Source organism: Aquimarina sp. U1-2 (assembly GCF_017897595.1).
In the GTDB taxonomy this organism is placed as follows: Bacteria; Bacteroidota; Bacteroidia; order Flavobacteriales; family Flavobacteriaceae; genus Aquimarina.
The window spans coordinates 79,571-91,979 of record NZ_JAGKIK010000003.1 but is presented as its reverse complement, the minus strand read 5'-3'; the positions used below and the strand labels follow the sequence as shown (position 1 = coordinate 91,979).

Here is a 12,409-nt window from a genome sequence, read left to right as displayed (position 1 = left end):
AAAAAAAATTAGACTATGGCAATACGATTAGGAAACAGTTGTGAAAACTGTGAGAATTTAATGGCAAACGATACTTGTAAGGTTCACGGTGTTAAAGTGAGTAGCAGTTATACCTGTGATAGCTTTGAAATGAAAGCCGAACTAAAAGATAACAGAAATTGTGGCACCTGTACTCGATACGAAACCAGTGATTGTGCAAACCCTCAAAAGGCTGCACCGGGAATGTTATGTTCTCACTGGGCACCTCAAAATGCGAGGGCATAACACACAATTTTACAACATAAAGAGGCTTGACATTTCGATGTCAAGCCTCTTTTTTATGGGCACCGTCAAAGAGCATAATAACTCAAGGGCTTATCCCAGGGTAGTGTACTCAAGTAATTGTACTTTTTCCTATTCTGAATGCTGATAGCTTAAACGATACGTTCTAAAAAAAGATCATATTCAGAAAAATTACACAAATGCGCTATAGCCTGTAATTGCACGACCTACAATAAGAGAGTTTATTTCTTTGGTACCTTCATAAGAGTAGATAGCTTCGGCATCTGCAACAAATCGTGCCACATCATACTCTAATAGAATCCCATTACCTCCCATGACCTCTCTGGCTCTACTCACAACGTCTCTGGTTCGCATAGAACAAAACACTTTGGCCAAAGATGCGTGTTCATCGGTTAGCAATCCCTGATCTTGTAGTTCTGATAATCGATATACCATGGATTTCATAGCAGTTAAATTAGAAAGCATTTCTACCAAATGATTTTGAATAAGCTGAAACTTAGCAATAGGTTTACCAAACTGTTCTCGCTTTTTTGTATACTTTAAAGCACTTTCATAAGCACCCCTGGCACAACCTACCGCTTGCCATGCTACTCCGGCTCTGGTCATGCGTAAAACTTTTGCAGTATCTCTAAACGAATTAGCATGTTGTAATCTATCACCTTCTGAGACTCTACAATCTGTTAAGGTGATGATTGCATTTTGAACAGTGCGCAATGCCATTTTATTTTCAATCTTCTCTGCTTTGTATCCTGGATTATCGGTGCGAACAATAAAACCTTTCACCTGATTAGATACTTCGTCACGCGCCCATATCACTGTGATGTCTGCGAACGTAGCGTTTCCTATCCATTTTTTTTGACCATTCAAAATCCATTCATCTCCCTCAATTCTACACGTAGTTTCCATACCTCCGGCAACAGCGCTTCCTACATTAGGTTCGGTAAGTCCAAAAGCTCCAATTGCTTCTAATTTCTGCATCTTTGGTAACCATTCTTGTTTTTGGTCTTCGCTACCACATAAATAGATTGAGCCCATGGCCAAACCACTATGAACGCCAAAAAAGGTTGAAATCGATACATCTACTCGTGCAATTTCTTCGGCTATGATGCCCTCCATAACAAAAGGTAAATCAGGGCAACCGTACCCCTTGTAAGCTACCCCGCATATGTTCAATTTCGCAAGTTTTGATAGAATCTCAAAAGGAAACTCAGCCTTATTCCAATATGTATTGGCGATAGGTTCAACCTCATCTTCCATAAAATTCCTAACTTTCATCTGTATCTCGCGATGTTCCTGACTCAATTTAAGATCGTAATCGTAGAAATCTCCATCTATAGGTGGCAGTTTGCTTTGACCTTTCTTCTGCTTTTCGGTGAGCATTTTCATGAGACCATTTAACTGGGATTCATTAAGTTCACCCACGGTTTTCATTATTTCTGAAAGATCGATTTTTTCTGAGATTTTAGCTAATTCGTTTACATCCACCTCTTTCATTAGGTGAATTACTTTCTTAATTTTATTAAATAATTGCATCTGCTGTTCTTTTATTTGAAAGTAAGAAAACTTCATTCGAAAAGATTAGATTTAATTTTTTTTTAGAAATATTTAACTTGGCTAACGCTTCATTAGTTTCAAGACATTTTCATACATTAGATCAATATTAATACCAGTTTAATACTTCGATATAAATACGTGATATGGTTCACTTCAAAATTAACAGCTTACTTTGATCAATACGTCACAGGTTTATCCTAAAACACTTTATATATAAGACAACATACATGAAGCCTTACTACATTAACATTATTGAATCTTCTATTATTATTGCTATTTACATTGTGTTACGAATAGCATTTTTTAATATCATCTCAAGAACCCTTAAAAAACGTCTGATTCAACAATCTCGTGGTTTCCTTATCAAGAAAGTCGTACATATTGTATTGCTGTTTATATGTGTCATCTTTATATTCCTGATATGGGGGGTTAATCAGTCTGATTTGGCTGTTTTCGTTGGATCGGTGCTTACTGTGGTTGGCGTTGCTTTTTTTGCACAATGGTCTATACTTTCTAATATAACTTCTAGCATTATTATTTTTTTTAAACATCCTGTTAAATTAAACGATTCGATTTCTTTATTAGAAGGAAAGGATTATGTCATAGAAGGCAGAGTGGTTACGATTGGACTATTTTTTATAACATTACAGACTGCCGAAGAAGAAGAGATTACCATACCTAATAATATCTTTATTCAAAAAAGTATAAGAAAAAGAAATGATTCTTCGACCGTATCAACCACCTGAGTAAATATGATTACCTTAACCCAGGCGATGCTCTAATTATAGTAGCTTATCGCAATATTTATACACTATTTTAATTTTATGAGGCTCAAAAAATACATTTACCTTTACACCTTTTTGTCGTTTGCCTTAGGGATATCGCAAAACGAAACCCATCAAAATCATGAGTTAATAGTATCTGCATACGCCGATTCATATTTGTCGTCATTTAGTAATGAATTGGATCAAAATGATTTTCAGCCCTATATAACAGCAGGGGCTAGAGATAATACTTTTGGATTAAATATAGCTGCATTTGGAGCACAATATACTAGCGAGCTCTTAAGGGGACAGGTTGTTTTTCATTACGGTGATATCCCTCAAGCTACATGGAGTGAAGATTTTCAAAATGTTCAGGAAGCTAATATCGGATTAAAATTATCAGATGGGCTTTGGGTAGATGCCGGGTTCTTTGCTACACATATCGGTACCGAAAGTTTTTTGCCTAAAAACAATATGTTAAGCAGTACTGCTTTTAAGACATTTAACGAACCATTTTACCAAGCGGGTGTAAAATTGAGCTATAATAAACTAGATAACTGGTACTTTGAATTATGGGGGCTAAATGGCTATAATAGTTTTGTGGATAATAATGATGCCAAATCGATTGGTGCATTGATAACATATAACTTTTCAGATTCGTTTTCTATAACATATACGAATTTGTACGGACGCGAGAGTGATGATCAAACAACGCCAGAACAAAATCGTTTTTACCAAAATATGTATATTAATAAGCATTGGAACGATACATGGTTTTTAAGTGCCGGAATTGATGTTGGAATGCAATCTAATAGTGATTTAGATGATGTAAACAAACAGGCACTCATGTATGCAGCGCTTATTACGTCACGTTATCAAATGAATACCCGGTGGAGCTTTACGGCAAGAGCAGAAGTTTTTCAAGATGAGCAAGGGATTATTAGCGGAACATTAATCAATACCCAAGGTAGGGCAGAGGGGTTAAGACTATTTGGCTTTACGCTAGGCTCAGAGTTTCGACCCTACAAAAATGGATATGCACGCATAGAAGGTAGATATACCGAGCTTGATAGCAATTTGGAAATCTTTATTCAAAACGGTGAAACCACAAATACGCGCTACGAGCTATTGTTTACAATTGGATTTGAAATCGATAAAGTTTTCAGTTTATAACATTTATTTTTTCTATGTGACTATTTTAACTTTTTCTGATCAGTTAAGGTCAACTTAAAACTACAAACAAAAGGATGACTACACCTGAATAGGTTCAGCATCTTTTAGACCTCTTCCATTCTTCCTGAACTAGAAATCGGGACAAAAGTCGTAGGTAGTGACATTTCAACTTGATTTAACGACGGTTCAATATAAAGTCATTTCACTTTCCAAAGAACATCTACATATTTGGGTCATTAATTCATTGAATTTATTCTTTAAAACAAAAAATTATGACTCCTACAGAAGTTTTTTCAATCGCCGGTATGATAACCATGCCCATGTGGATCTTAATGATTCTTGTACCCAAATGGAAAGTAACCAGGTTTTTAATAGCTTTTAAAGTTATTCCACTATTACTATCCATAATCTATTTGATATACATTATTCAAGCCTTTCAAATAAGTGGAGGAATGAATTTTAATAGCCTTACCTCGGTAATGAAATTGTTTACTGAAGAAAATGCTGTACTGGCCGGATGGGTGCATTATCTCGCTTTTGACCTTGTGGTCGGGATGTGGATGCTTGATCAAAACAAAAAATTAGGTATTCATCTCATACTAATGGCTCCTTGTCTTTTTGCGACTTTCATGTTAGGGCCTATCGGATTCTTACTTTTTTTCATCATTAAAACTATAAAACAAAAGCAATCATGAGGTATATCAACAAAGTATTCAGTACCGTAAAACAAGAAAGCCCCATATTGTATACTATTGTAATGATTCATCTGGTTCTTGCAATAGTTTGTATTCTAGGATTAGGTATAGACGATAGAACGTTAATGGGTGTTAGTGTTTGGATTAAACCTCTTAAGTTTTGTATCTCTAGCGGAATTTTTATGCTTACTTCGGGGTATCTTATTACGTTATACCCCTTTTCTAGAAGGAAAAAGGATATTATTAACAATCTTGTATCCTGGACGTTACTTATTGAAATTATCATTATCGTGTATCAGGCTTCTAGAGGGGTCAAATCACATTATAATCAAAGTTCGTTGTTTGATGGATTGTTGTTTGCTGCCATGGGAATATTGATAAGCATAAATGTTCTGATTATGGTACTGTTTATAATTGAAACTGTACGCTTACGGTTAAAAACAGCCAGATCTTTACAAATAAGTATTTTGTTAGGATGGTTAGTAGTACTTTTCGGAAGCTGGGTAGGTGGTCAAATGATAGGGCAAATGTCACATACCGTTGGAGTACCCGACGGAGGAGTAGGTTTACCATTAGTTAACTGGAGTACCATAGCAGGAGACCTGAGAATAGCACATTTTTTTGGATTGCATGGCATACAAATAATTCCGTTATTCGCATTATGGCTTTCTAATACATGGAAAACAACGCAGAGAAATCAAATTATTGCTGTTGTTATTTTTGGTGTATTATATGCCGGATGGATTGGATTTACGTTCTATCAAGCCAAACAGGGAATTCCTTTACTGAAAATGTAGTACCAATGTTAATCAATAAAGAAAAACGTATAAAATACTTAGGATTTAACGACTTTTGGTTTGTTGTTATCGGTATTTTAATCCTCAGTTTTGTTACCGACTTTATTTTTAGTAATTCTTCTTTCACACGTTTGCCTTTTATAAGAGCAGTGTTAAACTGGAGCGTATCATTGTTCTTTTCAACCTGCAATTGGTTTTTGATTAGAGCTATTATGATTTTCTTGCGGAAAAGGTATCCTACATTAAAAGATAGTGTAAAACGTATCGCACTATTTTTTCTTGCCATCGTTTGTGCAGTATTAGTCGTAGATATCGTTGGAGGTTTGTTTTTAAATCAAGTTTTTAGGGGAAGTTACAATCCTCCCACCAGATCTAAAATAGTAATACCTGTTATCGTGATTAGTACGATGACGATGGCTATTTACGAAGCGATATATTATTATATAAGGCTTAAAAAATCGATTAGAGAAGAAGAACAGGCAAAACAAGCTATTGTCCAGGCACAATTAGATACGCTACGCAATCAGGCACAACCCCACTTTTTATTTAATAGTCTTAATACATTACGAGATATTATTGATCAAAACTCTAAAGAAGATGCCAAACATTTTGTAGATAAATTATCGAGTGTATATCGTTTCATTTTAGAATCAGGGAACGTAAATTTAATATCGCTTCAAGAAGAATTAAAATTTGCAAAAGCCTATGTGCACATACAATCTGAAAGATTTGGTCAAAACTTAAAAGTAAATTGGAATATTTCTAATGCTTCGCTTACCTTTATGATTGCTCCTATGTGCCTTCAATTATTGTTAGAAAATGCAATAAAACATAATATTATTTCTAAAGTAAAACCATTGATTATTGATGTCAAAACTAAAGACGATTATTTGTTGGTGAGTAACAAAATTCAATCAAAATCTACTAAAATTCCATCAACACGAGTCGGATTAGCCAATATAAAAAAGAGGTATGAGTTACTTTCAGATACGTCAGTAGAAATTAGAAGTGATAAAGAATACTTTATAGTTGCGCTACCTTTATTAAATCCATAATAGATTTTATAATGCATAATCCAAGATAAAACTGTTAAACAAAAGAATTCGTATGCAGATATTAATTATTGAAGACGAACCACGGGCTGCTAGCCAATTGCAAAATATGCTGAACACATGTCGTTTTGAGTATCAATTATTAGATGTAATCGATACAGTCGAAGAGACTGTACTATGGTTTCAAAAACATGCTACTCCCGATCTCGTATTTATGGATATACAATTAGCCGATGGATTAAGTTTTGAGATTTTTCAAAAAATAGAAGTAGAAGCACCAATCATTTTTACTACGGCTTTCGATCAATACGCCATACAGGCGTTTAAGGTTAATAGCGTCGATTATTTACTAAAACCTATACAGCAAGATGAACTAAATAAAGCTCTAGACAAATTCGAAAAGTCTAATACATCTACCTTTATTGAACCTGTCATTTTAAAGCAACTTTTAGGAAGTATGCAAGATACTACCAAGCGTCAGGGGATTTTAGTAAAAGAGGGTAGTGGGTTTGTACACATTAAAATTTCAGATCTCCTACATGTATATTCGCAGGATAGTATCACCTTTGGAGTTACTTCTGGCAAACGATATATAATAGATGAAACAATAGACAAGTTATTTGACTCACTCGACCCTGATCAGTTTTATAAAATAAATCGCGGACAGATTATCTCCAAAAAGTCAATTCAAAAAATAGAACCGTATTTCAATCATCGTGTAAAACTTGATGTTGTAAACCCTAGAGATCAAGAATTTGTAGTAAGCAGGCAAAAAACAAATGATTTTAAAGCATGGATGAATAGCTGAAATGTAGATTTGGTGTTAGCATTGATTTATCTATGTAATTGATCTAGAATTTCCATAACCTCATTCTTTTTTCTTACCGACACCGGTATGTTTTCATCGTTTTTAAGCATTAAATACCCACCATCGGTTTTAATAAAAGCACTGATACACTGTAGATTCACCAGGTGACTTTGGTGTACCCTTAAAAACTGATAACTTTTCAGCATGTCAGCAAAATACTTTAGGGTCTTGGTTACAAAAATTTTTTGACCATCCTGAAGATAAAAAATGGTATTATTACTGTCTGATTCACAACGTATAATGTCATCAAGACTTACAATTATAATTTTATCAAGAGTATGTAAAGAAATTTTATCTGGTTTTTGTTCGGGAGCCGATAGCGTATTTTTCAAAATACGAAGTCGCTCTTTATTAGGTTGTATTTGTTTTTTTGCTTTAGCAATAGCTTGTGCTAGTTCTTGATTAGAGTACGGTTTTAAAACATAATCGATAGCTGCAAATTTAAAGGCTCGAATAGCATATTCATCACTCGCAGTAACAAAAATGATTTTTGAAGAGAGCTCTGGAAAAATTTCTAATACATCAAATCCGGTACCATCGCCTAGCATAATATCCAGAAACAAAATGTCTGGCTCTGTATTTCGCAAGGATTTGGCTGCTTCTACGACACTTTGGGCCGTATCAATTACCTTTATTTCTGGATGATTAGCTTCAAGATCATTCTTTAATAGCTGAAGCGCATCGGGCATGTCTTCTACAATAATAGCTGTAAGCATAATTTTAATAGTCGGTTTCTAGTGGAATTTTAAAGGCTATTTGTGTTCCGGCCACGGTATTACTACCATCAGTAAAAATCTCTTTTATATCAAGAGAATTTTGTCCGGAAATCGATTCTAATCGCTCTCTGGTTACAGTAAGTGCCATAGATTGATGATCGGTTTTTGTTTTTGTTTTTTGAGATTGAAAAATCCCCTGGCCATTATCTACTACAGTACAATGTAAAAATTCTTCGGTAGTATGAAACTTTATATGTAGTTTACCGTCTCGACTGCCTTTTAAAATGCCATGTCGTACAGCATTCTCAACGAAAGGTTGTATGAGCATTGGCGGAATCAATATTTCTTCCGGATCCAGATCAGAATCAATAGAAATTTCAAAAGTAAATGGTTTACTGGCCATAAGTTGTTCTATCTCAATATAGTGTTTCAATGTTTGTATTTCTTGATCTAAGGTGATATAATCTTTTCTCGAATTGTATAAGGTTTCTCTTAATAATGTAGCAAAAGTATTTATGGTACTGTTCATGCGTTCGGGATTATTGGTTCCCATAGCTTTAATACCGTTAAGTGCATTAAAGATGAAATGCGGATTCATTTGTAGGCGCAATGCTTTTTGTTCTAACGACAAGAGGTGATTTTGCATTTGTAAGCGATCTCGTTCTACTTGGTTTTTTTGTTTTACTCTTCGAATATAAGAAAAAGCAAATCCTGCTATAATCAATACGATAGTGGCTAGTACTGCTAATTGAAACCAGGTTTTTTTATAAATAGGGCTGTCGATAAAAAATCGAAAGGTAGCCAAATCACTTTCTTCCCATCTATAGTTTCGAGATTGTGCCGAGAAATAGTGAGAACCATAAGCTAACCCAGCTAAATTTTGTTTGTTTTCATACGACCATGGACTCCACTCAGAATTATTAAGCCTAAAACGATATTGTATGTCATTAGGATGATCAAGGTCTACAGTTTTGTAACTAAACGATAATTCAGTTTGGTTGGGGCGTAACTTTAATACATGATCACTATTCGTCCAGGTATTAATATTGATTGAATCAACGCTTTTATAAGTTACTTCGATATCTTCAAAAAAGATACTGGGTTTTACTGTAACTTTAGTATTTTCTGTAGGTTTGTATTTGGTAAGACCATAAATAGCCCCAAACCATAAACTACCATCATTATCTTTTGTTACAGCGTTTAGGCAAGTTTCAATCCCTAAAAAACCATCATTTCTTCCAAAATGAAATATATCTACAATATCGTTAGTTTGATTTAGTTCAATTTTATCCACACCTCTTTCACTACCTGCCCAGAGATTGCCTAAATCATCAAAAATCATTTGATAGATATTATCAGAATAAGGTCTTTTTCTGCCTTTTAATTTTCTAAAACTGATTTTTTCGGTACCCGACCACCATATTCCTCTCCCGGCGGTACCGATAAACATTTTATTATTATGAAATAACAATGTACTTATCGCAATTTTTTGACGTAATACATTGCCTAAATGAGTTACTCGATCTTTTTCTATAAATCCAAGATGACCATTTTGTGTAGTATACCATATTTTCCCTAAGGAGTCTTGAGTCATAAAACTTATTTGTAAGTCCTCTATACCCTTTTTTCTGTCAAATATTCTTTTGTTGATTAAGCGCTTTCTTTTTGGATCATATGTAAAACGAAGTATGCCGGTAGAGTAAGAGGCTGCCCAAATCTTGGCTTTATCTACTAATATCGTTCGTATCCAATTCGAATGCAATCCACTATCACTGTCTATGATATGATTCTTAAAAACGGTTTTTACCAGGGTGTCTGTTTTTACATTCAATACAGAATCTATAGACGTATTATACACATAATTGCTATCTACTACTACACTATCGATTTCTTTTATTTGTTTGAACAAGATTCCTTTACCATCGGTACCTGCCCAAATATTGCTCGATGCATCGCTGGTAATCGTTTTTATTTTTACTTCTGCCAATTGATCTTCTTGTGCTATATGATGAATCCCTAGAGAATCTATTTTTACGAGACCTGCTTCAGAATTTGAAGCCCAAATATCCTCTTTCGACGTATGCACAGCATATACTCGATTCCCTTTAAGCCCTGTGTTTTGATCGTAGTGTATAAAATTATTTTGAAAATATTTATAAAAACCTCCCCCCGATGTTGCAATCCATATGTTGGATTGGCGATCCAGTATACTTTTTCTAATATGAGATATATTCATACCATTGCGCCTGTTAATTTTTCGCAATTGTCGTCTTTTATCAGCATCTACTATATGTATTCCTTCATTATCTGTTGCAAACCACAGTTCGTTCTCGTTATGTATAGAAATGCTAGTAACGCGCAATGGTTGCGAGATCCAATAATTTCCGTAGGATTTTGCATTGGTGTTTAAAACTAAAATCCCTTGGTTAAAAGCGGCGGCAAAAACTTTATTATTATAGAAAATAGCAGCCGTGAAGTCATGTGCGCTGTGCCTCTCTATGATTCTAGCGTCTTTATGAATGCCGCTCAGTTTCCATAGACCTTTGTTGGTTGCTATCCAGAATAACTTTCCATCAAAAACAATATCATTAATAATGCTGGTATTTATTTTAGAATTCAACTTGATTTTGGTAAGACCACTACCGCTTTTAAAACTATAGATACCAACATTGGTAGCCAGAAATGTGGTATTATTAATACGGTAAATTTTATTAATTCGAGGCCCTTCAAGATTGGTAAATGTATTTTTTGATTTAATAGAAAGCCCTCTTCGGGTACCAATAAACAAACTATCTTTGGCCCAGGTTAAAGCATGAATATAATTAGATTGTAATCCATCATTTTCATTCCATATTTTAAATTCCTCTCCGTTAAATCTACAAAGCCCTCCTCCTTGAGTTCCCAACCAAAGATATCCTTTATCGTCTTGAATAATATCATATACTTGAGACTGCGGCAGCCCATCTTCTAAAGTGAAGGCTCTTAGCTGATTGTTTTGTGCATAGGATACATAAACTGAAAGCCACAGCAGCAAAAAGTAAGGCAATAGAAGCGAAACTTTGTTCATAAATAATCTTTGAGGTCAAAACAAATATAATCAAACTGATGTTGAGGTTCTAAAGTTCTCTTAAAATTAACTGATAAAACTTGTTGTGCAGTTAGAAAAGATATTGATTGTCCGTAATTATACCTAAAATTTAACTAAGAAGTCATCCTGAATTCATTTCAGGATCTCATTACGTTTATTTTCAGTACATTGAGATGAGAAGCTGAAACGAGCCTGTGCTGAACTCGTTCCAGTATTCAGCTTGACGCAAACCGTTTAGGTTAAATTATGGGTATTCATATAAAAGATAAAAGGAATATTAAAGAAAAGTGTCGATTAGAGTGATTCTCGTCTTGAAATGAATAAAAATTATATCGAGAATAGCTTTTAATAATCAAAATCCTACGTCATCCTAAGCGTTTCTAAGAGCTCAATACACTTTTTCCTATGGTCGAAGCATCGAACGATTTTTTAGAACATAATAATTTAGGGGGCAAAACAAAACCGACAATACCTAAATTAGGATTGTCGGTATAATAAACAAAAGTTTCCCCCTTTTTGCCTATCAGATTGAGTTGTGTTACTTAATTTTTAGTAACTTGTTATAGCAGTGTTTTTAGAAAAGCTTATAGTATTATCATTCCAAGCATGACTTTGCTTTAGGTTCACATATTTAATATCAGATTTGTTTTCATAAAAAGTTTGAGTCTTTAATATATTTCCTGCCACACCATATTCTTGATTAGGAAATATATATTGAAAATCGGTATCAGAATCTTCACAATATACATTTTTAACTTCAGGCAATTCGACGATGTTGTTGTCGTGATCAATCATGAAATAGTAAGATGCTACATGTGCACAACATGCCAAATATTCAACCTCCATCTTAATTACCTCAGAGATTCCCTCTAATCCGGGATTCTCTAAGGTAGTAATAAAGATGTCCTCAAAAAGCTCGGTGTCAGCAATGGTAAGCGTTGATATAATATCGGAGCTGTTATCAGCGCGAACCAAACTAACATGATAAGCAGGATAGTCTTGCCCCCGATCTGAAATTTCAGTAGTGACAATGTATTTTTTCGTAGTTACAAATTCACCTTGGGCATAGATCAATTGAAAACTTTGAAATAGAACGATAATGATAACTAAATTTTTCATAACAGCTTATTTTGAGGTTGGCTATTTCATGTAAAAGTAGTAGTACATTTTATGTTTATTTTACCAGTTTTAGAATTCGTAAAGATCAAACTAGAATTCGTATTTTAAGGATTTAAGTACTTTTGATTGCATGAGTTCTATTTCCATTAATTGTATAAAGCAAGTAAAAAGCAGAGATAAGTAGTAGTTAGCCATTGTACTACACGAATACTAATTGATTCGGTATTATTTGTATTTTAGTATACTTAAATTTTTAATGTGAGAGTGTAGCGGTTACATACGTTCTCAATTTTTTAATTAT

General features: G+C 34.2%; 11 protein-coding genes. 7 read left to right on the top strand and 4 right to left on the bottom strand.

All coding sequences use genetic code 11. The features are described 5' to 3' along the window. Positions 1–15 precede the first annotated feature (15 nt). Positions 16–264 carry a hypothetical protein gene (locus J8281_RS05435; protein WP_210196593.1) on the top strand — a complete coding sequence of 83 codons (249 nt, stop codon included), beginning with the start codon at positions 16–18 and terminating at the stop codon, positions 262–264. A gap of 189 nt (positions 265–453) precedes the next feature. On the opposite strand, the gene J8281_RS05430 is transcribed toward J8281_RS05435, so the two are convergent. Next, positions 454–1,815 carry an acyl-CoA dehydrogenase family protein gene (locus J8281_RS05430; RefSeq protein WP_210196592.1) on the bottom strand — a complete coding sequence of 454 codons (1,362 nt, stop codon included), beginning with the start codon at positions 1,813–1,815 and terminating at the stop codon, positions 454–456. 248 nt (positions 1,816–2,063) lie between these two features. Here J8281_RS05430 and J8281_RS05425 point away from each other — a divergent pair, with 248 nt between their 5' ends. From J8281_RS05425 to J8281_RS05400, 6 genes are all read left to right on the top strand, one after another. Continuing rightward, positions 2,064–2,582 (top strand): mechanosensitive ion channel domain-containing protein, encoded by a 519-nt coding sequence (locus tag J8281_RS05425; RefSeq protein ID WP_210196591.1) that lies wholly within the window; start codon positions 2,064–2,066, stop codon positions 2,580–2,582. A 78-nt stretch (positions 2,583–2,660) separates the two neighbouring features. Then, positions 2,661–3,773 carry an outer membrane beta-barrel protein gene (locus J8281_RS05420; RefSeq protein WP_210196590.1) on the top strand — a complete coding sequence of 371 codons (1,113 nt, stop codon included), beginning with the start codon at positions 2,661–2,663 and terminating at the stop codon, positions 3,771–3,773. A 272-nt stretch (positions 3,774–4,045) separates the two neighbouring features. Further along, positions 4,046–4,468 carry an ABA4-like family protein gene (locus J8281_RS05415; protein ID WP_210196589.1) on the top strand — a complete coding sequence of 141 codons (423 nt, stop codon included), beginning with the start codon at positions 4,046–4,048 and terminating at the stop codon, positions 4,466–4,468. Next, positions 4,465–5,265: a hypothetical protein gene (locus J8281_RS05410; protein WP_210196588.1), complete on the top strand. Its 801-nt coding sequence runs from the start codon at positions 4,465–4,467 to the stop codon at positions 5,263–5,265. The genes J8281_RS05415 and J8281_RS05410 overlap by 4 nt, the downstream gene beginning before the upstream one ends. A 5-nt stretch (positions 5,266–5,270) precedes the next feature. Next, a complete protein-coding gene (locus J8281_RS05405) occupies positions 5,271–6,320 on the top strand; it encodes a sensor histidine kinase (protein ID WP_210196587.1) in 1,050 nt (349 codons plus the stop codon). A 52-nt stretch (positions 6,321–6,372) separates the two neighbouring features. Then, on the top strand, positions 6,373–7,125 hold the full coding sequence (locus tag J8281_RS05400) for a LytTR family DNA-binding domain-containing protein (RefSeq protein ID WP_210196586.1): 753 nt from the start codon (positions 6,373–6,375) through the stop codon (positions 7,123–7,125). A gap of 26 nt (positions 7,126–7,151) precedes the next feature. Here J8281_RS05400 and J8281_RS05395 read toward each other — a convergent pair whose 3' ends face one another. From J8281_RS05395 to J8281_RS05385, 3 genes are all read right to left on the bottom strand, one after another. Continuing rightward, positions 7,152–7,901, bottom strand: a complete 750-nt coding sequence (locus J8281_RS05395; RefSeq protein ID WP_210196585.1) for a LytTR family DNA-binding domain-containing protein — start codon at positions 7,899–7,901, stop codon at positions 7,152–7,154. Positions 7,902–7,905: 4 nt separating this feature from the next. After that, positions 7,906–10,968: a histidine kinase gene (locus tag J8281_RS05390; protein WP_210196584.1), complete on the bottom strand. Its 3,063-nt coding sequence runs from the start codon at positions 10,966–10,968 to the stop codon at positions 7,906–7,908. A 570-nt stretch (positions 10,969–11,538) separates the two neighbouring features. After that, a complete protein-coding gene (locus J8281_RS05385) occupies positions 11,539–12,108 on the bottom strand; it encodes a hypothetical protein (RefSeq protein ID WP_210196583.1) in 570 nt (189 codons plus the stop codon). Positions 12,109–12,409: the final 301 nt, after the last annotated feature.